Below are 23,374 nucleotides of genomic sequence, written 5' to 3'. Positions count from 1 at the left end.
GCCTCAGCCCTTCACACCCAGCGCGCCCAGCAGCATCGGCAGGGAGGCGTGCAGTTCGCGTTCCCAGTAGCGCCACGTGTGCGTGCCGGCGCCGTAGAAGTGGGTGGTGAGGTCCTTGGCGCCCACGCGCTTCAACTCGGCCGCGAGAGCGTGGTTCTGGCGGTTGAAGTCGGCCTCGAGGGCGCTCGACGCGCCCGGCGTGTCCAGCGGGCCCGCTGTGCCGTCGCCGCAGGACAGGTAGACGGGCAGGGACTTGAGGCGCTTGGCCAGGTGGAACGGGTCGTGGGCCTGCCAGATGCGGCGCTGGGCGACCGGGTCGCCCCACACGCGGAGGGGGTCGTTGCCCTGACCGGCGAACAGGCCCAGGATGCGGTCGACCGACTCGTCGTTGAGGAGCGGGTGCGCGGAGCCGGAGTAGGCGGCGGTCGCCTTGAACATGCCGGGGTGGCGGGCGGCGTAGAGGAGGGCGCCCTGGCCGCCCATCGACAGCCCGGCAACGACGCGGTTGCGGCCGGCGCCCCAGTCACGTTCGAGGAGCTGGCGCAGTTCGACCGTATGGAAGGTCTCCCAGGCGGGGTCGCCGCCCTCGCCGTAGTTCCACCAGTCGCTGTACCAGCCGTTCCAGCCCGCCTCCGGCATGACCACGAGCACGTCGCGCAGACTGTCGGTCTCGGCGACGTCCGTCATCGACGTCCAGGACGTGTAGTCGCCGCAGCAGCCGTGCAGCAGCCAGAAGGTGGGCCAGTGTTGGCGTCTGTCGGCGGGGTTCCAGCCATCGGGGGTCAGCAGGCGTACCTTGACGGTGCGGCCGCCGAGCGCCGCCGAGCGGACCGACAGGTCCACCTGGCGCTCGGCGACCTGCGTGACCGCCACGACTTCGGCGCCCTGTCGCCCCGACTCACCCTGTCCCGGGGCACGATCCTCGGACACGTCGGCGGAGGCGGGGGCGGGGGCGGCGAGGGTCGGTGTGGTCGGCACGAGCGCGAGGATCAAGGCGGCCAGGACGAGGCGGACACGAGCTCGGAAGGTCACAACGGCGGTCACGGCGGCTCCCTGCGGTGCGGTTCGTCGCTGCATCAACGGATGGACAAAAGGCTCTGCTCACCTTGCACTCCGGCAGCATCCACCACAGGTAGCGGTACGCAACAGTCCACGACTCGGCCGTCCTGGTGCTCACCGTCACGCTGTTCCGCTCTCGGCGCGTGGATGCGATCGTCCCCGAGCAGCTTTTCCCCGCACTCTTGTGCCATCTAAGTTCACGTGCGGGTTCCTCAGGGAAGGGAACCACCCGTGCTCGAAGGACACCAGATCGCCATCTTCGGCGAACGCGCGGCCGAAGTGTTCTCCAACTCGATCCATCGAAGGGTGGGCCCCTCGTCATCATGACCGCAGAATTCCTGATGCACCTCGACGACGGAATGCTGGAATACTTCCGGCATATCGCGGACGAGATGGTCTCCCGATTCGGGATATCCCGTTCGGAAGCGGTGGCGAGAATCAACGAGCGGTACGAGGACGCCGACATCTCTCCTTACCCCGACCTGATGTGTCATGAGTACCCCGAGTACTGGGCGTACGGGCTCTACTACTTCCCCGACTCGGCAGGCCGTCTGCCCTCTGGGGGCGAGGACGAGGTCATCGACGTCTCCGCGCTCAAGGTGCGGCCGGCTCCTCCACCCGGATCACCGGCCTGGACCCTCGAGGAATGAAGGCGTCGGAGGGGCAGCCGCCGGAACTGCCCCTCCGGTACACGCCCACGACGCTCGTCAGCTCCTGCGCGGCAGGACCAGCAGCGCGTCTCCGACCGGCCGTTCGCCCGCCGCGTCGGACGGGGCGTTGATCACCCGGCCGTTGGCCACCATCGTCGTCGATCCGCCGCCGTCGAGGTTGACGGCGTCCCGCAGGCCGAGGGAACGGGCCACCTTCGCGCTCTCGGTGATGCTCAGCCCGAGGGAGTTGGTGCTGCGGCCGTCGGCGGTGATCAGGACGGTACGGCCGGCCGCGTCGGTGCCGGCGAGGGTGCGGGGATTGCGCTTGTGGACCCAGCCGTAGTACCAGCTGGGGTTGCCCGGGTGCACCATGCCGTCGGTCGCCGGCGTGATGTGGATGTTTCCGTCTCGGACCAGTTCCGGGCCCGCGTTGACGATGTCCGTGCCGGGGCCGGGCGTCACGGGGTCGCCCTGGTCGTCGCGGAGGGTCGTCTCGACGCTCAGGCGCGTACCGGGGCGGGCCAGGGCCGTCAGCGCGGCCACATGCCTGCCGGTCGCCTGGATCGAGCTGCCGCCGGGCGGGAGGGAGCCGCCGCGGGCGGTGCGCAGCTCCAGTACGAGGCCCGTGCTGTCCAGGACGGCTTCCACGCCCTCGCCCAGCGGGGTGCTCGCGCCGTACTCCGGGGTGAACGCCACGAGTTGGTCGGGGTTGGTGCACGTCACGTCGTGCAGGGGCAGGGAGGTGGGGCTGTCGCCCTCCCCGCCGCCGCAGTTGCGGATCAGGCCGGGTACCCGGTTGACGCCGTTGAGGGGCAGGGAGGTGCCGTTCGCCGAGACCGTTCCCTCCCAGGTGAGGCGGGTGACCTGCGTCCGCCGGCCGTCGTCCTGGACGACGAACCCGGGCCGCCCGCCCACCGTCTCGCTCAGCAGCCGCCCGTCGTAGACGCCGACGCCCGCCGGATCGCCGGGTGCGCCGGAGCGGGGGTCGAGCACGAAGAAGCCCGCGTTGACCGCCGCCACGGCGCCGGCGTCGGCGGCGAGGGCGCTGACGGTCTCGCGGTTCTCGATGTCGGGGCCGTAGGAGGCGTCCAGGGCGCCGCGGAAGGTGCGCGGGTCGATGGTGAGGACGTCGAGGCGCCACGGGCCGCGGTCCGTCGTCGCGCCGTCCCAGCCGGTGTAGGTGACCGAGCCCGAGTAGCCGGCGTTGATCATCCGGGTGCGTTCGGTCGTCGCGGCGGCCTGGGAGGTGAAGCTGCCGATGCGCACGCGCCAGCCGAGCGTGCCGCCCGCGTAGTCGGCGGTGCGCGGCGTCGTCACCCGTTCGGCCCGCGCGTCGAAGCCGTCGCCGCGCAGGCCGGCGACGAGTTCGTCGGCGCTGGCCTTGTCCTTGAGGGCGGTCGGCGGGGCGTCGGGGTCGGGGGAGGTGTCGCCGCCGGGGATGGACGCCTCGACGGTCCAGCGGTGCTTCTGGTCCACGGCGCCGCGGACGATGCGGGTGAGGGTGAGGCCGGGCTGCAGGGTCTGCGTGCTGCGGGTCTCGGCGAGGCCGGAGAGACCCAGCGGCAGCGCGGCGCGGGCGGCGGTGAGGTCGAGGAAGCCCGACGGAAGTGTGGTGCGGGCGTTGGAGGGCCGGGGCTCGGCGAACGCCTGGCCCGGGAGTCCGGTGGCCGCCAGGGCGACTCCCAGAGCGGCAGCCGCCCAGCACAGTCTCTTCTTCGTCATCCTTGACCGCCCTCTCGCGCGTCGAGCCTGCTCGCGTCGCTCCTGGAGCGAAGCCTCGGTGGGAACATGCGTCACGTTCTCGCCCTGTGCTGACGGCGTCACGAACAGTCACTTAACGCACGCTGGACAAGTATCGACCTGTTGGAACACGCGTCAAGGAGGAGTGTCGGGAGAACAGTTGGCCGGACGATCGGCCGGTCAGACTACATGCGGCGGGGTGTCTCCCGCATGTGTCCACAACCTCGCGTCGGTCCGCGGCCTCGGTTTCGTCCACAGCCCCGCCTCCGTCCGGGGCCTCGGTTTCGTCCACAGCCCCGCCTCCGTCCGGGGCCTCGGTTTTGTCCACAGCCCGCACTTGTCCACAGCCGCGCACCGTTGTCAGTGGCCGTCGATAGATTTCTTCGCGTCCCGCCGGTCCGGCGAGGACATCCCCTTTCGCATGCATGGGAGATGGTGCGTTGTCGGTCTGGGAGAGGTCGAGCACGGTGCGGGTGGTGCCGTCGGCGCGGCCGCGGAAGCTGGCCAAGGTGCCGTTCGTCGAACTGGCGGACGGGCGGTTGCAGGGGGTCGTGTCCAGCGGCTCCGACATCGGACGGGTGTACGTGTCGTCGGTGGAGGCGGGGACGTACGCGTTCTCGTGCAGCACCAACAACAACCGGCCCTGCGGCGGGGCGCGCGGCGCGTTCTGCAACCACATACGGGCGCTGATCGGCGAAGCCGTGCTGCAGTACGGCGCGGAGCGCGTCGGCCGGTATCTGAAGGTGGACGTCTCCGGTGACTCCGGTGAGGGGGCCGACGCGCACACTCTCACGTTCGCCATGACGTCCACGCGTCCCGCCCAGGGCGACAAGTCGGCCGCGGCCCAGGTGTTCAGCCGGTTCCTGCGCCATCTGGCCTATCTGGAGTTCGCGCCGAGCACCGCTCCCCTGCCGGAGATGCACTGGTTCCCGACGACCGGGGCGGTGGCGTGATGCGGGTGGATCTGCTGACCGATGCCGTCGACGGGCTGGACGAGGCCCTCGCCGCCGTGGACGGATTCGACCAGGTGCTCGTCGGCGGGCTGCTGCGTCCGCAGCCGGCCCAGGCCGCCGGTCTCGCCGGGCTCGCGGACGCCGTCGCCGGGTCGCCGCTGGCCGGGCGCACCGCCGAGGCCGCCGAGAAGACCGCCGCGGGCGCCGCGGACGAGGACCACTTCCTGATGCTCGCCGCCGCGCGCACCGCGCTGCTGGGCTCCGTGCACGACGCGCTCGTCGAGCGGGTCGAGGAGGCGGTCGGGCGGCCGCGTGCCGAGGAGGCCCCGGTCCCGGGAGCGGGCGCGGAGCACCCGGTGAACCTGCTGGCGGCGGCGCGCGGCTGGCTGTGCGACCTGGCGCGGGCCGGGTGGCAGGGCATCGATCACGAACTGGTCGGCGGCGCCGCTCCCGTGGTGACGGCGATGCTTCCCGAGCCGGCGCTGCGGCGGCTCGCGACGCTGCTCGACGGGTTCGCCGCGGAGCTCGCCGCGTCCTGCCCCGGAGCCACGCTGGAGCGGGTTCCGGTCCGCCGGTGGGCCGACCTGTGGTCGCGGGCGATGCTGCTGACGCTGCCCGGCGCGGACCGCACGGCCGCCGTCACGGAGGTCACGGGTCGTCTGCTGCCGCTCGGTGTCGACCTGCACGAGCACGCCACGGCCGTGCAGGCGCAGGTGCACGCGGTGTTCGAGCCGACGGACGGCACGACGCCGCGGCTGGTGCGGGCCGGCGTGTCCGTGCCGAAGCCCGACACCGTGGTCGGGGCCGGGCTGTGGCAGCTGCTGCGGCCGCACATGTCCGTGCTGGCCGCAGTGAGCGAGGGACGCGCCATGGAGCTCGACGCCATGCCGGTCACCGCGGAGGGCGACCTGATCTGGGACGACGCCCGCGCCACGCCGGGCGAGCCCGCCGACGCCTTCGCCACGGCGCGGGTGGCTCTGCCCACGGCGACGGCCGCCCCCGTGACGCCGGTCGACCGGCATCCGGCGCGGATCGCCGTGCCCGTGCTGCTCGAGGGGTACACCGTCGAGAAGGAGGACGACGGGCTCGCCTTCCGGGCCGCCGGGGAGCGCCTCGCCGTCGACACCGTGCGGGTGCCGGCCGCCGGGCCCCTCACCGCGGAGGCCGTCGCCTCGTCCGGGGCGTGTCTCGGCCTGCTGCGCTGGGACGCCGGGGAGTTCCTGCTCCAGCCGCTGGCCGTCGAGCGGACGGTGCGGAAGAAGCCCGTCGCCGTGCACGCGGGCGCCTGGGCCGGGGGCACCGCCGACAAGGCGGGCGTACGGGCCGAGAAGGCGGCGACCGACGCCGTCACCGTGCTGCGCGAGCGCGCGGGAAGGCTGCTGCGGAAATGAGCGAGGTGAACGGCGTCGGCGCGGGAGGCGAGGGAGCACCCGCCCCCGACGCGGACGAGAACCGGCGGCAGGTCCTGTACTGGCGGCTCCTGGCCCGCCTCTTCGACCCGGAGGAGCAGGCGTCCCTGGAGTCGGCGAGCGTCGCCGTGGTCGAGGACATCGGTCTGCCGGTGGCGCTGCTGGATCCGGGCGCGTCCGTCGACTCGGTCGTGCAGCGGCATCCGGACCTGGCCGCCGAGTTCGACGGCCTGATGACGCCCGAGCCGGACGCGGACGGCGCGCGGGACCGGGCCGCCGAGGTGCGGCGGGCGGCGCTGGCGTCGAAGGTGCTGCTCAACGTCTTCGCGACCGGCAGCGGCACGGTCACCGCCGAGCAGCTGGCCCGCTGGCAGTCCGACGCCGGCTGGCTGGAGCGGGCGCTGGGCTGCCGGCCCGGTGACCTGCGCGGAGGCCGGGGCGGAGGCAGCGGCGCCGGCGGAGGCGTCAGCCCGACGGGCACCGGTGTCGGCTCGCCCACGCCCGACCTGAGCAGGCTGATCCCGGAGATCGGCCCGGAGCTGGGCGCGGTCGAGGCCGGTCTCGTCCAGCGGATGCATCTGCGCGAGGTGCTGGCCGATCCCGCGCTCGCCTCGCGGCTGACGCCGAGCATGTCGCTCATCGAGCAGCTGCTGCGCGACAAGAACAACCTGTCCGGCGTCGCCCTCGCCAATGCCAAGGCGCTGATCAGGCGTTACGTCGACGAGGTCACCGAGGTGCTGCGCACGCAGGTGGAGAAGGCGACGGTCGGTGAGCTGGACCGGTCCGTGCCGCCCAAGCGCGTCTTCCGCAATCTCGACCTGGACCGCACCATCTGGAAGAACCTCACCAACTGGGACCCGGAGGGCGAGCGGCTCTACGTCGACCGGCTCTACTACCGGCACACCAGCCGCAAGACGACCCCGCAGCGACTCATCGTCGTGGTGGACCAGTCGGGGTCCATGGTCGACTCGATGGTCAACTGCACCATCCTGGCGTCGATCTTCGCGGGACTGCCGAAGGTCGACGTGCACCTGATCGCGTACGACACGCAGGCGCTGGACCTGACGCCCTGGGCGCACGACCCGTTCGAGACGCTGCTGCGCACCCAGCTCGGCGGCGGGACGGACGGCACGGTCGCCATGGCGCTCGCCCAGCCGAAGATCGCCGAGCCGCGCAACACCGTCGTGGTGTGGATCTCCGACTTCTACGAATGGCGCACGGAGGAGCTGTTCGAGAGCATGGCCGCCATTCACCGTTCCGGGGCGAAGTTCATCCCGGTGGGATCGGTGACCAGCTCCGGCCGCGGCAGTGTCAACCCGTGGTTCCGGGAGAAGTTCAAGGACCTCGGCACGCCGGTGATATCCGGCCACATCAAGAAGCTCGTGCACGAGCTCAAGTCGTTCCTGACGTGACCGTCTCCCTGACGGCTCACTGACGTCTCACCTCGTCACTTTCGCGACCACGCGACCCTTACCTGGAAAGGCTCATCCCTCATGTCCGAACTGCTGCGCGCCCCCGCCGAGATCAAGTACGCCGAGGAGCTCGACTGGCTGGAGTCGATCGACGACAACCCCAAGCCGTTCTCGTGGCGGCTGTCGCCGAAGATGGTGCGGTTGTTCATCCTCGGCTCGGAGCGGGCCGACGGACTGGACCGTGAGATTTCCCAGAAGTGGTTCGGCGACCGGAGCTTCGTGGAGCGGTCGATCGTCACCCTGGCCTCCGACCGCGGCCTGCTGCTCATCGGTGATCCCGGCACGGGCAAGAGCTGGCTCGCCGAGCTGCTGTCGGCGGCGATCTGCCGCAACTCCACGCTGGTGGTACAGGGCACGGCCGGCACCACCGAGGACCACATCAAGTACTCGTGGAACGTGTCGATGGTGATCGCCAAGGGCCAGTCGCGTGAGTCGATGATCCCTTCGCCGATCATGACGGCGATGGAAGCCGGTTCCATCGGCCGCTTCGAGGAGCTGACCCGGTCCACGAGTGACGTGCAGGACGCGCTGATCTCGATCCTCTCCGAGAAGTACATCTCCGTTCCGGAGCTGGAGAGCGGTGGCGGCGACGACAACATCGTGTTCGCCAAGCCCGGTTTCTCCATCATCGCCACCGCCAACAGCCGCGACCGGGGCGTCAACGACCTGTCGTCCGCGCTGAAGCGCCGCTTCAACTTCGTCCGCATCCCGGTGGTGACGAACAAGAAGAGCGAGGCGGAGATCGTCCGTTTCCGCACGGAGGAGCTGCTGCGCCGGCACGCGATCGACCTGGACGTGCCGCCGACGCTGCTCGATGTGCTGCTCCAGAGCTTCGCCGACCTGCGGGCCTCCGCCGCGGCGGCCGGCAGCGACGACGAGAAGCTGGAGTCCGCGCTGTCGACGGCCGAGCAGATCGGTGTGCTGGAGGACGCCGTGCTGCACAGCAATTTCTTCGGTGAGCGCGCCCTGACCGCCCGCACTCTGGCATCGTCGCTGGTCGGTTCGCTGACCCGGCGCGAGCCGGAGGACCTGGCGATACTCAACAAGTACCTGCACGGGGTCGTCGAGCCGCGCAGCAAGGAGCAGGGCGGGGCCTGGCCCGAGTTCCTCGAGGGCGGCCGCGACGCGATCGCCACCCTGTCGTGAGCGGGCCCCAGGAGAGCGGTGTGTTCACCGCGCTGCGTACGCAACTACAAGGGGCGGCAACCGAGTTCGCGGGCGGGCCCGACGCCCTGGAGGGCATCCTCCTGGGCATGGTGGACGACGTCGACCGGGCGGTGCGCGAGCCGCTGGAAATCTTCCCGGTCTGCCACCACTCCCCCGCCTCCGCGCTGGCGATGGCACGCCGGCTGCGGGAGAAGCAGCCCAAGGTGGTGTACCTGGAGCTGTGCGAGGACATGGCTCCGCTGCTCACCGAGCTGCGCAACTGCCGGCTCCCCGTCGCGGTGCAGGCGTTCGCGGGCGAGATCAACGGCTTCCCCCAGGAGTGGGCCCCGCTGTCGGTCGTCGCGCCGATCACGGAGGCGTCCGCCGAGTACCAGGCCATCGCCTACGCCCTGGACACCCCGGGCGTGGAGCTGGTCCTGGTCGACCGCTCCTCCGACCACGTCTTCCAGTGGGACCGGGCGGGCGGCTCGGAAGCCACGGAGACCGACGGGTCCCCGGCCGAGGCGGAGGAGGCGCCGAAGTCCGAGGAGGCCGCGCTGCACGGCGAGGCGGTCGGCGTCGAGATCGGCGACCTGCGCCCGCGCTTCGCGGAGCTGGAGGAGCATCTGCTGCGCCACGGCAAGGTGCGGCACTGGTCGGAGTGGTGGCACCAGTACGTGGAGGTGCCGCTCGGTGACAGCGACCACGACACCTACCGCCAGGTCATGTTCCTCATCGGCAGCCTGTTCCGGCGGCTCGCGCCGGGCGACGGCGACCGGGTCCGGGTGGACGAGGACCGCGAGCGGTACATGTGGACGCGGATGCGTGAGCACCTGGCGGCGACGGGCACGGACCCGGAGGACTGCCTGTACGTGTGCGGGGCGTTCCACGCGGCCAGCCGGGTGGAGGAGTTCGGCGTGGCCGGCCGCTCGGGCGCGTTCACGATCTCCCCGCGTACGGCGACCACCTGGCAGTACGGGCTGATCCCGTCGAGTCACACGGCGATCGAGGCGCAGTTCGGGCTGGCGGCGGGTTCGGTGTCGATCGCGGCGACGCAGTGGCAGAAGAGCCTGACGCGGACGCGGGTGCGGCCGTACCGGCTGGAGGGCCAGGCGGGCGCGCGGAAGTCCCGCGCGAAGAAGGCACTGCCCGCCGCCGGGTCCGCCGCCCAGGCGCCCGCCACGGACCGGCTGACCGGCTTCCTGCACCAGCCGCCCGTGCTGGACGCCCTGGACGAGGCGGAACTGCTCGGCTGGTCCGTGGACATCGTGCGGGCGGCCCGGCGCAACGGGTACCTCGCGTCGACCGCCGACGCCATCGCCGTGTTCGAGACGTCGATCCTGCTCGCGGGGATGCGGGACCGGGCGAAGCCGACCCCGTACGACTTCCAGGACGCGGCGGTCACCTGCATCGAGAAGGACAGCGTGCCCGGGCGCCGGGACGTGCGCCGGCTCGTCGAGATCATGATGGGCGGCGACCGGATCGGCCAGGTGGGCTACGAGGCACTGCCGCCGCTCGCCCGGGACGTGTACGACCGGCTGGAGCCGCTCGGGCTGAAGCTGCAACAGCGCGGTGTGCAGCGGGCGTTGCTGGACATCGCCGGGCGGCCGGAGCTGGAGGCGTGCTCGGACGTGCTGTGGATGCTGCGGCGGCTGATGCCGGCGGCCGCGGCCCGCCCGATCATGGGTGAGCGGCGGCTCGGTGAGCGGTCGATCCAGGAGTCCTGGGATTTGGCGCTGGGCACCCACCAGCGGGCGCTGATCGAGCTGGGCTACGAGGGCGTCAGCCTTGAACAGGTCCTGGAGCAGCGGCTGCGGCGCGAGGCGTACGGGCCGCGGGCTACCACGGCGGGAGTGCTGGCGGCCGTCGAGGACACCCTGCTGTACCTCCGCAGCGGGCGCCTGGCGGACGAGCTGGGCACCCACGCGCTGAAGGTGCTGGCCGCGGAGCGCAGCGTCGACGGGGCGCCGGAGGTGCTGCGCCGGGCCCGGGCGCTGCTGGCGTACTACCGCACGAGCCGGCCGGAACTCCCGGCGTGGATCGAGTCCTTCGTGAAGACGGGGTACGCGCACTACTGCACGCTGCTGCCGACGGCGTTCCGGGACGAGGACGCGACGGTGGGGCAGGTCGCGGCGATGCTGGGCTTCCTGTTCAGCATGGAGAGCCTCGCGCTGTCGCTGGGCTGCGACCGTACGCAGCTGGAGCTGGCGGTCGCCCAGTCGCACCCGGAGGACCCGTCGAAGACGGCGCTGCTGTGGGCGGCGCAGGTCCAGCTCGGCACCCTGTCGCGCGCGGAGCTGCGGTCCCGGTGCGCAGAGTTGCTGGACAACCCCCTGGTGGTGCCCTCCTACCCGCGCTACCTGAACGGCTTCGTGCACGCGCTGGAGCCGGTGCCGGGGCTGGCGGACGTGGTGGTGGAGGCGGTGTCGAACGCGTTCGGGCGTCTGCCGGACTCGGTGCTGCTCCCGTGGCTGCCGCTCCTGATCACCACGCTGCGCAAGGGCGCTGCCGACCTCGCCCCGCTGCTGATCCGCGAGGCGGGCCGGATCTTCCCGGGCCGGCTGCCGGCCCTGGACGCGTGGATACCGCCGTGGCGGATGCCCCAGCAGGACCCCTTCGCGACCCCGCGGGCGCAGCGCACGGCCACGGCCCCGGTGGGCGCCGCACTGCTCGCCGCCCATCCGGCGACGTGCGACGGGGTGGCGGAGCTGCTGGGCTGCGAGGACGGCTGGCAGCAGCACGCCGGACCCGCCCGGCCGGGCGCGGCTCTGCTGTCGGCGCACCCGGCGACGTGCGACGCGGTGGCGGAGCTGCTCGGGTGCGAGGGTGCCTGGGCAGCGGCGGGCGACACCGCGGTGGCGGGGGCGGCGCTGACGCTTCGCCATCCGGCGACGGCCCAGGCGCTGGAGCCGTTGCTCGCCGACAGGTGACGGCAGATGCCGGCCCCTCTTGGACCGGGGGGCCGGCATCGACGTCCCCTTCACGGGTAACGGCAGCGACACCGGATTCATCCGCGGACCCGCGGGCACGTTGGACTCCATCAGCAGCAACGTCCGCGTACGGGGAGGCCTGGCAGAAGGAGGGCGCGTGGACACTGGTAACGATCGAGGAAACGTGCTGGGCCACGGCGACGAGGCCGGACGAGCGGTGGCTGCTGCTGGATTGCGGATCGCCGTGGTCGCTGGGATCGGCCTTGTGCTCATCGGTGCCTTCGGCATGGTGGCAGGCCTGAAGCCGGCCGTCTGGGTGGCCGTGGTCGGTGTCATCGTCTCGATCGGAGTGGCAGTGGCCATCCGTTCGCGCAACAAGTGAGACGGAGGGAGCCGGCCGGCCGTCATGACTCGGGGAAGGAGGGACCGCACATGTCCGACGTGGGATGGTCGACGGAACAACGGGCGGCAGTGAAGCGGTGGATGCTGTTCGCCACGCTCTTCGCGGTAGCCGGGGTAGTCCTGTCGGTGTTTCTGATCGTTGCCGGGAATTCCGGCGGCTGGGTGGTGCTCGTGATGACGCTGTGCGTGTACGGGGCCCTCTACATGTTCATCGGGAACCGTAAGAACAAGCAGCCTGGCTGATCGCACTGCGGAAGCCCGTCGGGCCGCGGGCCCGGCGCAGGTCACGACGGTCGGACATGCCGGAGCGCCCCCGGTAGACCGGGACCCCTCACGCCCCGGACCCGACCACGTCCTGTGTGCCGAGGACCGCGAGCAGGTCGAGGAGGTCCGCGCTGTCGGTGCCCAGGGCCGGGGTGAACCACAGCAGGCGCTGCCGCCCGTCCTCGCTGAAGAGGTTCAGGCAGTTGACCTCCACACCCCGAGGGCGGGGTGCGCGATCCGTTTGCGGTCGTCGCGGCGGAACGCCACGTCGTGCTCGGCCCAGAGGGCGGCGAACTCCGGCGAGGCGTCCAGCAGGGTGCGGATCATCGAGGCGGCCTCCCTGTCCTTGGCGTCCCTGCGGGCGGCGGCCGCGCGGAGGTCGGCGACGAACGCCCGCGACTGGGTCGCGTGGTCGGCCTCCGGGTAGAGCAGGCGCGCATCGGGCTCGGTGAACCACCGGTGGACGAAACTCGCGCGGGGCCCGCGGTAGCCCGACTGATCGCCTAGCAGTGCCACCGCGAGCCGGTTCTGCACGAGGGTGACGTGGAGGTCGGTGATGACCTGCGCGGGTGTGGACGGCATCCGCTGGAGCAGGTCGAGCATGCCGGGGTGAACGTGCGCGGTCACGCCGCCCGAGGCGGGTACGGGACAGTCCGCCAGCCGGTAGAGGTAGTCGCGCTCGTCGGCGGTCAGGCGCAGCGCCCGGGCCAGGGCGGCGATCATCTGTTCCGACGGCTGGGAGCCGGCTCCGCGCTCGAGTTCGTTGTAGTAGTCCACCGACGCCCCGGCGAGCTGGGCGACCTCCTCCCGGCGCAGACCGGGCACCCGGCGCCGCGGGCCGGCGGGGAGGCCCACGTCGGCCGGGCGGATGCGGTCCCGGCGCGACCGCAGGAACGCCCCGAGCTCGGTGTACTTCGCAGAACCCATGTGCACCATTGTGTGCCCGGCCGGGGCGCCGACCCAGGGGATGTCATCCCCTGGTTGCGCCGGCCGCGACCGCGCACCGTGGAGGCATGACTACGACTGACAGCCCTCACACCCCGGCTCCCGAACGGGTCGCCGTCGTCACCGGCGGTTCGCGCGGCATCGGCCGCGCGGTGTCGCTCCAGCTCGCCCGCGACGGTCTCGCGGTGGTGGTGAACTACACCAGGGACGTGGCCTCGGCCGACGAGACCGTGAAGACGATCACGGCGGACGGCGGGAAGGCGATCGCCGTGCGGGCGGACGTGGCGGACGAGCACGCGGTCGCCGCGCTGTTCGACCGGGCGGAGCAGGAGTTCGGCGGCGTGGACGTCGTGGTGAACGCCGCCGGCCGCCTGATCCTGTCGCCCGTCGCCGACCTCGATCTGGCCGCCCTCGACGCGATGCACCGCACCAACATCCGCGGCGCCTTCGTGGTGGCACAGCAGGCCGCGCGGCGGCTGCGGTCCGGCGGCTCCCTCCTGGGCGTGTCGACCTCCGTGGTCGGAACGCAGTTCCCCGCTTACGGCGCGTACGTGGCGAGCAAGGCCGCCGTCGAGTCGATCACCCTGATCCTCGCCCGGGAGCTGCGCGGCCGGGACATCACGGTGAACACCGTCGCCCCCGGGCCCACGGCCACCGACCTGTTCCTCGACGGCAAGACGCCGGAGGAGATCGACCGGCTCGCGAAGACCCCTCCGCTGGAGCGGCTGGGCACCCCGGAGGACATCGCCCGGGTCGCCGCCTTCCTCACCAGCCCGGCGGGGCACTGGGTGAACGGCCAGGTCCTGCGGGCCAACGGCGGAATGGTGTGAGCACCCTGCCGGCCGCCGTGCCGGCCACCCGAGCCCCGCAGCCCGCCCGGGACCCGCCGGTCACCCCGGAGAACGTCCGTGCGCGACGCCCGTACCGCGTCCGCAGCCTTTCCACAGCGCCACCAAGGAGTCCCACTCATGCCTTTCGCCCACTTCAAGGTCCCCGCCGGCACTCTCGGCCCCGACGACAAGAAGAAGATCGTCGAGCGCACCACCGATCTGTACGCCGAGATCTACGGTGAGCGCGCCCGCGCCACCACCGTCGTGCTCGTCGACGAGGTCGCCGACGGCGGCTGGGGCGTGGGCGGTCACGTCCTCACCGCCGCCCTGCTCAACGGCGACGCCTGACCCACGGCCGCCGGCGGGCGCGGGACCCGGCCCGCGCCCGCCGGCACCGCACGGTACCCGCGCCCACCGGCGCGCCGAACGGTCACGCGGCCTTCCGCACCCGCTCCCCGTGCCCCCGGACGATGTCCGCGTACCGGTGGCCCGAGCCCTTGATCGTGCGGGTCTGGGTGGCGTAGTCGACGTGCACCAGGCCGAAGCGCTTGTCGTAGCCGTACGCCCACTCGAAGTTGTCCAGCAGCGACCAGGCGAAGTAGCCGGCCAGCGGAGCGCCCTTGCGGGCGGCGGAGGCGCAGGCGGCGATGTGCCGGGTGAGGTAGTCCTGGCGCTCGGGGTCGTCGACGGTGCCGTCGGGGCGGACCACGTCGGGGAACGCGGAGCCGTTCTCGGTGACGTAGATCCTGCGGGCGCCGTACTCGTCCGTGAGACGCAGCAGGAGGTCCTCGATGCCGCTGGGGTCGATCTCCCAGTCCATGCCGGTGCGCTGCACGCCGTCCCGGCGGACGGTCGCGGCGTAGGGGGCGGGGCCGTCGGGGTCGGCGGTGACCACCTGCGGGAAGTAGTAGTTGAGGCCGATCCAGTCGAGCGGGGCGGCGATGGTCTCGAGGTCGCCGGGCCGCTCGGGGAGGTCGACGCCGTAGACCTCGCGCATGTCCTCGGGGAAGCCCCGGCCGTGGACCGGGTCGAGCCACCAGCGGTTGGTGTGGCCGTCCATGCGGAGGGCGGCGGCGCGGTCCTCGGGGCTGTCGCTCGCCGGGTGGATGGTGGAGAGGTTGTTGACGATGCCGACCTGCGCGTCGGGGGAGGCGGCGCGGATGGCGCGGGCGGCGAGGCCGTGGCCGAGGAGCAGGTGGTAGGAGGCGCGGACGGCCGCCGTGAGGTCGGTCCAGCCGGGGGCCATCTTGCCCTCGAGGTGGCCGATCCAGGCCGAGCACAGGGGCTCGTTGAGGGTGGCCCAGTGGTGGACGCGGTCGCCGAGGCGTTCGGCGACGGCGGAGGCGTAGGCGGCGAAGTGTTCGGCGGTGTCGCGCTCGGGCCAGCCGCCGCGGTCCTGGAGGGTCTGGGGCAGGTCCCAGTGGTAGAGGGTGACCGACGGGGTGATGCCGGCCTCGAGCAGCCCGTCGACCAGCTCGTCGTAGAAGGCCAGGCCCTTGGCGTTGACCGGGCCGTCGCCGCCGGGCACCACGCGCGGCCAGGCGACGGACAGCCGGTAGGCGTTGGCGCCGAGGCGGCGCATCAGGCCGATGTCCTCGCGCCAGCGGTGGTAGTGGTCGCAGGCGACGTCGCCGTGGTCGTCGTTGTCGATCCGGCCGGGGGTGTGCGAGAAGGTGTCCCAGATCGACGGAGAACGGCCGTCCTCCGCCACGGCGCCCTCGATCTGGTAGGCCGAGGTGGCCGTGCCCCACAGGAAGTCGTCGGGGAGCGCGGCGTAGTCGATGGTCACGGAGGTCCTTTCGGGGCGGGGGGTGGTCACTTGACGGCGCCTGCCGTCAGGCCGGCGACGAGGTAGCGCTGGAGAAGCAGGAACCCGGCGACCACGGGGACGCTCACCACGAGGGAGGCGGCCATGATCTGGTTCCAGTACACGTCGTTGAGGGTGGAGTAGCCCTGGAGGCCGACCGCCAGGGTGCGGGTGGTGTCGTTGGTCATCACGGACGCGAAGAGGACTTCTCCCCAGGCGGTCATGAAGGCGTAGACGGCGACGGCGACGATGCCGGGCACGGCGGCCGGGACGACGACGCGGAACAGCGCGCCGAGCGGGCCGCAGCCGTCGACGAGCGCCGCCTCGTCCAGGTCGCGCGGGACGGAGTCGAAGTAGCCGATCAGCATCCAGATGGAGAACGGCAGCGAGAAGGTCAGGTAGGTGAGGATCAGGCCGCCGCGGGAGCCGAACAGGGCGATGCCGGTGGCGTTGCCGATGTTGACGTAGATGAGGAACAGCGGCAGCAGGAAGAGGATGCCGGGGAACATCTGCGTCGACAGGACGGTCACCGTGAAGACGCGCTTGCCGCGGAACGAGTAGCGGCTGACCGCGTACGCGGCGAACACGGCGATGACGACCGAGCAGACGGTGGCCGCGCCAGCCACGATCAGCGAGTTCACGAAGTAGCGGCCGAGCGGGACGGTGGACCAGATGTCGATGTACGGGCGGATCGTCAGCTCGCTCGGCAGCCAGCGGAACGTGCCGGTGACGTCGGCGAGCGGCTTCAGCGAGCTGGACAGCATGACGTAGACCGGGACCAGCACGAACCCGGTGAGGAGCGTCAGGAAGACGCGCCGTGTCCACAGGAACGAGCGGGGCGGGGCCATCGGGGACCGGGGCGTGCTCATGAGGCGGTCCTCCGTCCGCGCGAGGTGAAGGCGAGGTAGACGCCCGTGACGACGAGCAGGAACAGCAGGAGCAGCACCGACATCGCGGAGCCCGTGCCGAAGTTCCAGGTGACGAAGGACGCCTGGTAGATGTGCACGGAGATCAGGTCCGCCGCTTCGGGCGCGCTCTTGCCGAACATGACGTACGGGGTGTTGAAGTCGTTGAACGTCCACAGGAACAGCACGAGCACCAGCACCTGGTTGACCGGGCGGAGCGACGGCAGGGTGATGCGGCGGAGCTGCTGGATCATGCCGGCGCCGTCGAGGGCGGCGGCCTCGTACAGCTCCCGGGGGATGTTCTGGAGGCCGGCCATCACGATGAGGAAGGCGAACGGCCAGCCCTTCCACACCGACACGGTGAGCAGGGCGATGAAGCTGTTGTCGCCGATCAGCCAGAACGACGGCTTGTCGGTGAGGCCGAGCTGGTCGTGCAGGACGTGGTTCACCAGGCCGTTGTCGTGCTGGAACATGAACACCCAGGTGATGACGGCCGCGTAGACGGGCAGCGCGTACGGCACCAGGAACAGCGCGCGCAGCAGGCCGCGGCCGCGGAAGGTGTCCTGCATGAACACCGCGGCGGCGGTGCCGATCAGCCAGCACAGGCCGACGGACAGCAGGGTGAAGGCGACCGTGACGAGGAACGAGTGGAGCAGGGCCTCGCCGACGGGGGCGTCGAAGTCCACCGACACCGAGTAGTTGTCGAAGCCGGCCCAGGGGGCGGTGCCCCAGTCGCGGATGTAGAACTGGGTGAGTTCCTTGAAGCTCATCACGATGCCGATGACCATCGGCACCAGGTGGACGAGGAGTTCGAGGAGCAGCGCGGGCAGAAGCAGCAGGTAGGGCAGTCCGATGCGGCGGATCCGCCCGGTGCGGCGGCGGGGGCCGCGCGCCGCACCGGGGGAGGTCTTCCGCACGGTTGCCTCCGCTGCGGGGGCGGTGGCGGTCATGGCGGTGTGGTGACTCACTTCGTGGGCATCTGCTGCTGCGCCTTGGTGAGCGCGGCCTTGACCGATTCGGTGGTGACCGGGCGTCCGGCGGCGGCGTCGGCGAACAGTTCCTTGACGGCGGTGCCGACGGTGGTCTCGAACTGGGACTCGTCGGGCACCTGCGGCAGGGCGACGGCGCTCTTGGCGAGGGTGTCCTTCAGCACGGCGTTGGCGGGGGTGTTGAAGGCGGGGTCCTGCTGTGCGGCCTTGACCGGCGGGATGGAGCTGTAGGCGGTGTTGAGGATCTTCTGCTCGGCGTCGCTGGTCATGAACTTCACGAACTCGGTGGCGCCGTCGAGGTTGTCGGTGTTCTTGAAGACGGCGAGGTTGATGCCGGCGACCATGGAGTTGACCTGCTTGCCGGCGCCGGGGGTGCCGGACTGCACGGGCACGGGGGCGATGCCGTAGGCGTCCTCGCTCATGCCCTGGGACTTGAGGTTGGCGGAGGCGGACTGCCACAGCAGCATGCCGGTCTTGCCCTTGGCGAAGTCGCTGACCGACTGGTTCTGGGCGTACTCGGCGTTGCCCGGGGCGATGATCTTGTCCTTGGCCATGAGGTCGACGTACTGCTTGACCGCGGTGACGACGCCGTCGTTGGTGAAGTCGGGCTTGCCGTCGGCGGTGAAGAAGTCGGCGCCGTGCTGCTTGGCGAAGACGTAGGCGTGGTGGATGTTCTCGGAGGGGTTGGAGCCCTCCATGGCGATGCCCCAGTTGCCGTCCTTGGACAGCTTCTTGCCGGCGGCTATCAGCTCGTCCCAGGTGGCGGGCGGGGCGTCGATGCCGGCCTCGGCGAACTTCTGCTTGTTGTAGTAGAGGGCGTAGGCCATGGAGTAGAGCGGCACGGCGGCCGGGTCCTGGCCCTCGGCGCCGGTGGAGCCGAGCGCGGAGTCGACGAAGCGGTCCTTGCCGCCGATCTTGTCGAACTGCGCCTTGTCCCAGGGCAGGAGGCCGCCGGTGGCCTGGAGCGAGGCGGACCAGGTGTTGCCGATGTTCAGCACGTCCGGGCCCTGGCCGGAGGTGGTGGCGGTGAGGATGCGGTTGAGCAGGTCGGACCAGGGCACGACCTCCAGCTTGACCTTGATGCCGGTCTGCTTCTCGAACTTGTCGAGTTCGGGCTGGAGGACCTTCTTGTCGACCTCGATGCTGGCGCCCTGGTTGGAGGCCCAGTAGGTGAGTTCCTTCGGCGAGTCGTTGGACCCGCCCCCGTTGCTCGACCCGCCTCCGCAGGCCGAGGCGGCGAGTGCGAGAGACAGCATGACGGCGCCTGTGGCCGCGGCTCGGATTCTGCGCATGGCTCCTGGGGTCCCTTTCCGGGAAGTGCAGACAGGCAGTGCAAAAGGGGTGCGCACAGGGCGCGCCGGAGCAACGCCTCATAGCTTAATTTAGGACGTGAGTTAAACCCTAACGAGGCGGAACGTCAAGGGTTTCGACGATGTCACCCAACTCCCGCCGCACCTCTTGACTCATGTGTTCCAGGGATGAACCATTCAGCGGCGAGAGAGCGCTCCCCGCACCCCACGCCGTTCACTTCCCGAACCAGGAGAGCCGCCCATGACGTCCGACTCCCCGTCGTCCCCCCGACCGCCCGTCCTCGGCCGCCGCGCCGTTCTCGGCGCCGCCGCGGCCGCCCCTGTACTGGCCGGCCTGCCCTCGGTGGCCTCCGCCGCGCCCGCGGCCCGGCGCAAGAAGCCGCGCCGGCTGAAGGCCGGCGGCGATCTCGGCCCCAACGTGATCGTCTTCGACCCGTCCACCCCGGGCATCCAGGCCCGCCTGGACGAGGTCTTCCGGCAGCAGGAACGCGCCCAGTTCGGCACCGGCCGCTACCAACTGCTGTTCAAGCCGGGCACGTACAACGGGCTCAACGCCCAGATCGGCTTCTACACCTCCATCTCCGGGCTCGGCCTCTCCCCCGACGACACCACCATCAACGGTGACGTGACGGTCGACGCCGGCTGGTTCGACGGCAACGCCACCCAGAACTTCTGGCGTTCGGCGGAGAACCTGGCGCTCGTCCCGGTCAACGGCACCAACCGGTGGGCGGTCGCGCAGGCAGCGCCGTTCCGTCGGATGCACGTACGCGGCGGCCTCAACCTGGCCCCGTCCGGCTACGGCTGGGCGAGCGGCGGCTACATCGCCGACAGCCGCGTCGACGGCACCGTCGGCCCGTACTCGCAGCAGCAGTGGTACACTCGGGACAGCTCGGTCGGCGGCTGGACCAACGCCGTGTGGAACATGGTGTTCTCCGGCGTCGAGGGCGCCCCCGCGCAGAGCTTCCCCGAGCCGCCGTACACCACGCTCGACACCACGCCGGTCTCCCGCGAGAAGCCCTTCCTGTACCTCGACGGCGACCAGTACCGCGTCTTCCTGCCCGCCCTGCGGACCAATGCGCGCGGCGTCACCTGGGGCAACGGCACCCCGCGCGGCACCTCCCTGCCGCTGGAGCGCTTCTACGTCGCCAAGCCCGGCGACTCGGCCGCCACCCTCAACCAGGCGCTCGCCCAGGGCCTCAACCTGCTGCTCACCCCGGGCATCTACCACGTGGACCAGCCCGTCCGGGTCACCCGTGCCGGCACGGTCGTCCTGGGTCTCGGCTACGCCACCCTGATCCCCGACAACGGCGTCACCGCCCTGAAGGTCGACGACGTCGACGGCGTGCGGCTGGCGGGCTTCCTGATCGACGCGGGACCGGTCAACTCGCCCGTCCTGCTCGAGGTCGGCCCGCAGGGCGCCTCCCGGGACCACTCCGCCGACCCCATCACCGTGCAGGACGTCTTCATCCGCATCGGCGGCGCGGGCCCCGGCAAGGCGACCACCAGCATGGTGATCAACGCCCGGCACACCATCGTCGACCACACCTGGGTCTGGCGCGCCGACCACGGCGACGGCGTGGGCTGGGAGACCAACCGCTGCGACTACGGCGTCGTCGTCAACGGCCACGACGTCCTCGCCACCGGTCTGTTCGTCGAACACTTCAACAAGTACGACGTGCAGTGGAACGGTGAACGCGGCCGCACGATCTTCTTCCAGAACGAGAAGGCGTACGACGCCCCCGACCAGGCCGCCATCCAGAACGGCTCCATCAAGGGCTACGCGGCGTACAAGGTCGGCGACCATGTCACCACCCACGAGGGCTGGGGCATGGGCAGTTACTGCTACTACAACGTCAATCCGAGCATCGTCCAGCACCACGGCTTCGCCGCGCCGAACCGTCCGGGCGTGCGCTTCCACGACCTGCTGGTCGTCTCGCTGAGCGGCCACGGCCAGTACGAGTGCGTCATCAACGACACCGGCGCCCCCACCTCGGGCACCGACACCGTGCCGTCCAAGGTGGTGTCGTACCCCTGACCCCGGCGCCGGGGGCACGCCTTGGCCGACGCCGACGGCCGGGCGCGCCCCCTCGGCACCGGTGGCGGCCCCTCCCGGCTCCGGGAGCGGGAGGGGCCGCCGTTCACGGCCCGCGGCACGGGGGCCGTACGGCCTGCCGTACGGGGCGTCGCAGGTGTGCCGTACGGGCCGTCGCACGGCGTGCCGTAAGGGCTACCGCGCTGGGCTACGGCACCGGGCTACCGCGCCGGCACGGACGCCGGTGCCGGGGCCGGGGCGTACCCGGTGGGCCGGCTGGTGAACGTGCCGCGGCCCTGGGTGCGGCTGCGCAACCGGGTGGCGTAGCCGAAGAGTTCGGCCAGCGGCACGGTCGCCGTGACGACCGCCGCGCCCGCCCGCGTGGCGGAGCCGCTCACCCGGCCGCGCCGCGCGGCCAGGTCACCGAGCACGGACCCCACCGCGTCCTGCGGCACGGTGACCGTGACCTCGGCGACCGGCTCCAGCAGCACCATCGCGCATGCCCGCAGGGCGTCCCGCAGTCCGAGCCGGCCCGCGGTGCGGAAGGCGGTGTCGGAGGAGTCCTTGACGTGCGTCGAACCGTCGGTCAGCGTCACCCGCAGACCCGTCACCGGGTGCCCGCCGAGGGGTCCCTCGGCGAGCGCGTCCCGGCAGCCGGCCTCGACGGCACGGACGTACTCCTGCGGCACCCGGCCGCCGACGACCGTCGACCGGAACTCGAAGCCACCCTCCGCGAAGCCGCTCTCCGCCGAGCCGCTGTCCGCGTCGCCGAGCGGCTCGACGTCGAGCACCACGTGCGCGAACTGCCCCGCCCCGCCGTCCTGTTTGACGTGCCGGTACACGAACCCGGACACGCCGCGCCCGACGGTCTCCCGGTGGCTGACGCGGGGCCGGCCGACGGCGACGCCCAGCCCGTGCTCGCGCCGGATCCGCTCCACCGCGACCTCCAGATGCAGTTCGCCCATGCCGGACAGCACCGTCTGCCCCGTCTCGGCGTCGGTGCGCACGACCAGCGAGGGGTCCTCCTCGGCGAGCCGGGCCAGCGCCGACGCCAGCCGCCCGGTGTCCGTGCCGCGCTGCGCCTCGACGGCGACCGAGACGACGGGTTCGGCGGTGCCGGGCGGCTCCAGCACCAGCGGGGCGTCCGGCGCGCACAGGGTGGCGCCCGCGCGGGCGGTCTTCAGCCCGACCACGGCCACGATGTCGCCGGCGACCGCGCGGTCCAGGCGTGTGTGCCGGTCGGCGTGGACCCGCAGGATGCGCCCGACGCGCTCGGCGCGGCCGGCGGTGACGTCCCGCACGGTGTCCCCCTGTTCGATCGTTCCGGAATAGACGCGCAGGTAGGTGAGGCGTCCGGTGGCGGTGGCGGTCACCTTGAACGCCAGGGCGGCGAGCGGCGCCGCCGGGTCGGCGAGCCGCTCCTGCTCGGCGCCGTCGTGCGTGCCGCGCACCGGCGGTACGTCCAGCGGCGACGGCAGGTAGGCGAGGACGGCGTCCAGCAGCGGCTCGATCCCGCGGTTGCGGTAGGCGGAGCCGCACAGCACGACCACGGCCTCACCGCGCGCGGTCAGCTCCCGCAGGGCGGCCGCGAGCGTCCCGGTGCGGAGCGCGCCCGTGTCGCAGAACTCCTCCAGCGCGGCCGGATGCAGTTCCGCGACGGCCTCCTCCAGCAGCCGGCGCCGTCGGAGCGCCTCCTCGCGCAGGGCGTCCGGCACGGGTGCAGGCTCGCGGGTCTCACCGTCGTCGCTCCAGGTCAGGGTGCGCATGCCGAGCAGGTCGACGACTCCGGTGAAGGCGTCCTCGGCACCGACCGGCAGCTGCACGGCCAGCGGCGCCGGGTGCAGCCGCTCCCTGATGGAGGCGACGGCGGCGTCGAGGTCGGCGCCGGCCCGGTCCATCTTGTTGACGAACGCGAGGCGCGGGACGCCGTGCCGGTCGGCCTGCCGCCACACCGACTCGCTCTGCGGCTCCACCCCGGCGACCGCGTCGAACACGGCGACCGCCCCGTCGAGGACGCGCAGGGAACGCTCGACCTCGTCGGCGAAGTCGACGTGGCCCGGTGTGTCGATCAGATTGATCCGGTGACCGCTCCAGGAGCAGGACACGGCGGCGGAGAAGATGGTGATGCCCCGGTCGCGCTCCTGCGGGTCGAAGTCGGTGACGGTGGTGCCGTCGTGCACCTCGCCGCGCTTGTGGGTGGTGCCGGTGGCGTAGAGGATCCGCTCGGTGACGGTGGTCTTGCCGGCGTCGACGTGGGCGAGGATGCCGAGGTTGCGGACGACGGCGAGGGGGTCGGTGGTGCGCATGGCCCGTGGCCTTTCGGAGGGAACCGGAAAAGGGCAGCGCGATTTGCCCGGCGCACGGCGCCGGGCACTCCCGGTGGCACGGGAGGGCCGGACGTGCGTCAGGGCATCCGGTGCCGGCCGCGCAGCGGGCACCGGGCGGCCGAGGACACCAGGATCACCACGGACCGGCGGGACCGGGAACGGGGAGCGACGGCGACAGCGGTGTGGTCACGCACGGCCGTTCTC

18 protein-coding genes and 1 pseudogene are annotated in these 23,374 nt (G+C 71.8%); 11 read left to right on the top strand and 8 right to left on the bottom strand.

Annotated elements, in window-relative coordinates; all coding sequences use genetic code 11:
- Window positions 1-3 precede the first annotated feature (3 nt).
- The gene (locus ACFOSY_RS17360) at window positions 4-1,077 is read right to left on the bottom strand and encodes an alpha/beta hydrolase (RefSeq protein ID WP_394307713.1); all 1,074 of its coding nucleotides are present in this window, start codon (window positions 1,075-1,077) and stop codon (window positions 4-6) included.
- Window positions 1,078-1,382: 305 nt separating this feature from the next.
- Here ACFOSY_RS17360 and ACFOSY_RS17355 point away from each other — a divergent pair, with 305 nt between their 5' ends.
- Window positions 1,383-1,709, top strand: coding sequence for a hypothetical protein (locus tag ACFOSY_RS17355; RefSeq protein ID WP_394307712.1), 327 nt, complete (start codon window positions 1,383-1,385; stop codon window positions 1,707-1,709).
- A 57-nt stretch (window positions 1,710-1,766) separates the two neighbouring features.
- Here ACFOSY_RS17355 and ACFOSY_RS17350 read toward each other — a convergent pair whose 3' ends face one another.
- The gene (locus ACFOSY_RS17350) at window positions 1,767-3,431 is read right to left on the bottom strand and encodes a phosphodiester glycosidase family protein (protein WP_394307711.1); all 1,665 of its coding nucleotides are present in this window, start codon (window positions 3,429-3,431) and stop codon (window positions 1,767-1,769) included.
- 443 nt (window positions 3,432-3,874) lie between these two features.
- Between ACFOSY_RS17350 and ACFOSY_RS17345 the strand changes: the two genes are divergently transcribed.
- The 7 genes from ACFOSY_RS17345 (at window position 3,875) to ACFOSY_RS17315 (ending at window position 12,004) form a co-directional block, all read left to right on the top strand.
- Entirely contained in the window at window positions 3,875-4,402 is a 528-nt protein-coding gene (locus ACFOSY_RS17345; protein ID WP_394307710.1) for a hypothetical protein, read from the top strand.
- The gene (locus ACFOSY_RS17340) at window positions 4,402-5,793 is read left to right on the top strand and encodes a hypothetical protein (RefSeq protein WP_394307709.1); all 1,392 of its coding nucleotides are present in this window, start codon (window positions 4,402-4,404) and stop codon (window positions 5,791-5,793) included. Before ACFOSY_RS17345 ends, ACFOSY_RS17340 begins: the two co-directional genes overlap by 1 nt.
- Entirely contained in the window at window positions 5,790-7,223 is a 1,434-nt protein-coding gene (locus tag ACFOSY_RS17335) for a vWA domain-containing protein (RefSeq protein WP_394307708.1), read from the top strand. The genes ACFOSY_RS17340 and ACFOSY_RS17335 overlap by 4 nt, the downstream gene beginning before the upstream one ends.
- Window positions 7,224-7,304: 81 nt before the next feature.
- Window positions 7,305-8,429, top strand: a complete 1,125-nt coding sequence (locus ACFOSY_RS17330) for an ATP-binding protein (protein WP_006130682.1) — start codon at window positions 7,305-7,307, stop codon at window positions 8,427-8,429.
- Window positions 8,426-11,359, top strand: a complete 2,934-nt coding sequence (locus ACFOSY_RS17325; RefSeq protein WP_394307707.1) for a hypothetical protein — start codon at window positions 8,426-8,428, stop codon at window positions 11,357-11,359. Before ACFOSY_RS17330 ends, ACFOSY_RS17325 begins: the two co-directional genes overlap by 4 nt.
- Before the next feature lie 157 nt (window positions 11,360-11,516).
- A complete protein-coding gene (locus tag ACFOSY_RS17320; RefSeq protein ID WP_394307706.1) occupies window positions 11,517-11,741 on the top strand; it encodes a hypothetical protein in 225 nt (74 codons plus the stop codon).
- A gap of 50 nt (window positions 11,742-11,791) precedes the next feature.
- Window positions 11,792-12,004 (top strand): hypothetical protein, encoded by a 213-nt coding sequence (locus ACFOSY_RS17315; RefSeq protein ID WP_394307705.1) that lies wholly within the window; start codon window positions 11,792-11,794, stop codon window positions 12,002-12,004.
- Between the two features lie 88 nt (window positions 12,005-12,092).
- Here ACFOSY_RS17315 and ACFOSY_RS17310 read toward each other — a convergent pair.
- Window positions 12,093-12,952, bottom strand: a pseudogene (locus ACFOSY_RS17310) (helix-turn-helix transcriptional regulator).
- 86 nt (window positions 12,953-13,038) lie between these two features.
- On the opposite strand from ACFOSY_RS17310, the gene ACFOSY_RS17305 reads away from it, so the two are divergent.
- Both ACFOSY_RS17305 and ACFOSY_RS17300 read left to right on the top strand, forming a co-directional pair.
- On the top strand, window positions 13,039-13,800 hold the full coding sequence (locus tag ACFOSY_RS17305; RefSeq protein WP_394307704.1) for an SDR family oxidoreductase: 762 nt from the start codon (window positions 13,039-13,041) through the stop codon (window positions 13,798-13,800).
- Between the two features lie 138 nt (window positions 13,801-13,938).
- A complete protein-coding gene (locus ACFOSY_RS17300) occupies window positions 13,939-14,148 on the top strand; it encodes a 4-oxalocrotonate tautomerase family protein (RefSeq protein WP_394307703.1) in 210 nt (69 codons plus the stop codon).
- An 82-nt stretch (window positions 14,149-14,230) separates the two neighbouring features.
- On the opposite strand, the gene ACFOSY_RS17295 is transcribed toward ACFOSY_RS17300, so the two are convergent.
- The 4 genes from ACFOSY_RS17295 to ACFOSY_RS17280 are packed head-to-tail and all read right to left on the bottom strand — an operon-like array spanning window position 14,231 to window position 18,793.
- On the bottom strand, window positions 14,231-15,589 hold the full coding sequence (locus tag ACFOSY_RS17295; protein ID WP_394307702.1) for a GH1 family beta-glucosidase: 1,359 nt from the start codon (window positions 15,587-15,589) through the stop codon (window positions 14,231-14,233).
- Window positions 15,590-15,615: 26 nt separating this feature from the next.
- The gene (locus ACFOSY_RS17290; RefSeq protein WP_394307767.1) at window positions 15,616-16,455 is read right to left on the bottom strand and encodes a carbohydrate ABC transporter permease; all 840 of its coding nucleotides are present in this window, start codon (window positions 16,453-16,455) and stop codon (window positions 15,616-15,618) included.
- 17 nt (window positions 16,456-16,472) lie between these two features.
- Window positions 16,473-17,462 (bottom strand): carbohydrate ABC transporter permease, encoded by a 990-nt coding sequence (locus ACFOSY_RS17285; protein ID WP_394307701.1) that lies wholly within the window; start codon window positions 17,460-17,462, stop codon window positions 16,473-16,475.
- A 14-nt stretch (window positions 17,463-17,476) separates the two neighbouring features.
- Window positions 17,477-18,793 carry an ABC transporter substrate-binding protein gene (locus ACFOSY_RS17280; RefSeq protein ID WP_394307700.1) on the bottom strand — a complete coding sequence of 439 codons (1,317 nt, stop codon included), beginning with the start codon at window positions 18,791-18,793 and terminating at the stop codon, window positions 17,477-17,479.
- Window positions 18,794-19,052: 259 nt separating this feature from the next.
- Between ACFOSY_RS17280 and ACFOSY_RS17275 the strand changes: the two genes are divergently transcribed.
- Window positions 19,053-20,846, top strand: coding sequence for a coagulation factor 5/8 type domain-containing protein (locus ACFOSY_RS17275; protein ID WP_394307699.1), 1,794 nt, complete (start codon window positions 19,053-19,055; stop codon window positions 20,844-20,846).
- Between the two features lie 218 nt (window positions 20,847-21,064).
- Here ACFOSY_RS17275 and fusA read toward each other — a convergent pair whose 3' ends face one another.
- Window positions 21,065-23,149 (bottom strand): elongation factor G, encoded by a 2,085-nt coding sequence (gene fusA / locus ACFOSY_RS17270; RefSeq protein WP_394307698.1) that lies wholly within the window; start codon window positions 23,147-23,149, stop codon window positions 21,065-21,067.
- Between the last annotated feature and the right edge of the window lie 225 nt (window positions 23,150-23,374).

Source organism: Streptomyces lusitanus (genome assembly GCF_042647945.1).
Lineage (GTDB): Bacteria > Actinomycetota > Actinomycetes > Streptomycetales > Streptomycetaceae > Streptomyces > Streptomyces pseudogriseolus.
The sequence above is the reverse complement of the archived record's forward strand: the minus strand, read 5'-3'. Positions and strand labels throughout refer to the sequence as shown.

Excerpts from the sequence above, each read along its gene's own strand:
- ACFOSY_RS17300 (WP_394307703.1), top strand. The coding sequence starts at position 13,939 with ATGCCTTTCGCCCACTTCAAGGTCCCCGCCGGCACTCTCGGCCCCGAC.
- ACFOSY_RS17330 (WP_006130682.1), top strand. The coding sequence starts at position 7,305 with ATGTCCGAACTGCTGCGCGCCCCCGCCGAGATCAAGTACGCCGAGGAG.
- ACFOSY_RS17355 (WP_394307712.1), top strand. The coding sequence starts at position 1,383 with ATGACCGCAGAATTCCTGATGCACCTCGACGACGGAATGCTGGAATAC.
- ACFOSY_RS17280 (WP_394307700.1), bottom strand. The coding sequence starts at position 18,793 with ATGCGCAGAATCCGAGCCGCGGCCACAGGCGCCGTCATGCTGTCTCTC.
- ACFOSY_RS17285 (WP_394307701.1), bottom strand. The coding sequence starts at position 17,462 with ATGACCGCCACCGCCCCCGCAGCGGAGGCAACCGTGCGGAAGACCTCC.
- ACFOSY_RS17305 (WP_394307704.1), top strand. The coding sequence starts at position 13,039 with ATGACTACGACTGACAGCCCTCACACCCCGGCTCCCGAACGGGTCGCC.
- ACFOSY_RS17275 (WP_394307699.1), top strand. The coding sequence starts at position 19,053 with ATGACGTCCGACTCCCCGTCGTCCCCCCGACCGCCCGTCCTCGGCCGC.
- ACFOSY_RS17340 (WP_394307709.1), top strand. The coding sequence starts at position 4,402 with ATGCGGGTGGATCTGCTGACCGATGCCGTCGACGGGCTGGACGAGGCC.
- fusA (WP_394307698.1), bottom strand. The coding sequence starts at position 23,149 with ATGCGCACCACCGACCCCCTCGCCGTCGTCCGCAACCTCGGCATCCTC.
- ACFOSY_RS17360 (WP_394307713.1), bottom strand. The coding sequence starts at position 1,077 with ATGCAGCGACGAACCGCACCGCAGGGAGCCGCCGTGACCGCCGTTGTG.
- ACFOSY_RS17350 (WP_394307711.1), bottom strand. The coding sequence starts at position 3,431 with ATGACGAAGAAGAGACTGTGCTGGGCGGCTGCCGCTCTGGGAGTCGCC.
- ACFOSY_RS17315 (WP_394307705.1), top strand. The coding sequence starts at position 11,792 with ATGTCCGACGTGGGATGGTCGACGGAACAACGGGCGGCAGTGAAGCGG.
- ACFOSY_RS17290 (WP_394307767.1), bottom strand. The coding sequence starts at position 16,455 with ATGGCCCCGCCCCGCTCGTTCCTGTGGACACGGCGCGTCTTCCTGACG.
- ACFOSY_RS17345 (WP_394307710.1), top strand. The coding sequence starts at position 3,875 with ATGGGAGATGGTGCGTTGTCGGTCTGGGAGAGGTCGAGCACGGTGCGG.
- ACFOSY_RS17335 (WP_394307708.1), top strand. The coding sequence starts at position 5,790 with ATGAGCGAGGTGAACGGCGTCGGCGCGGGAGGCGAGGGAGCACCCGCC.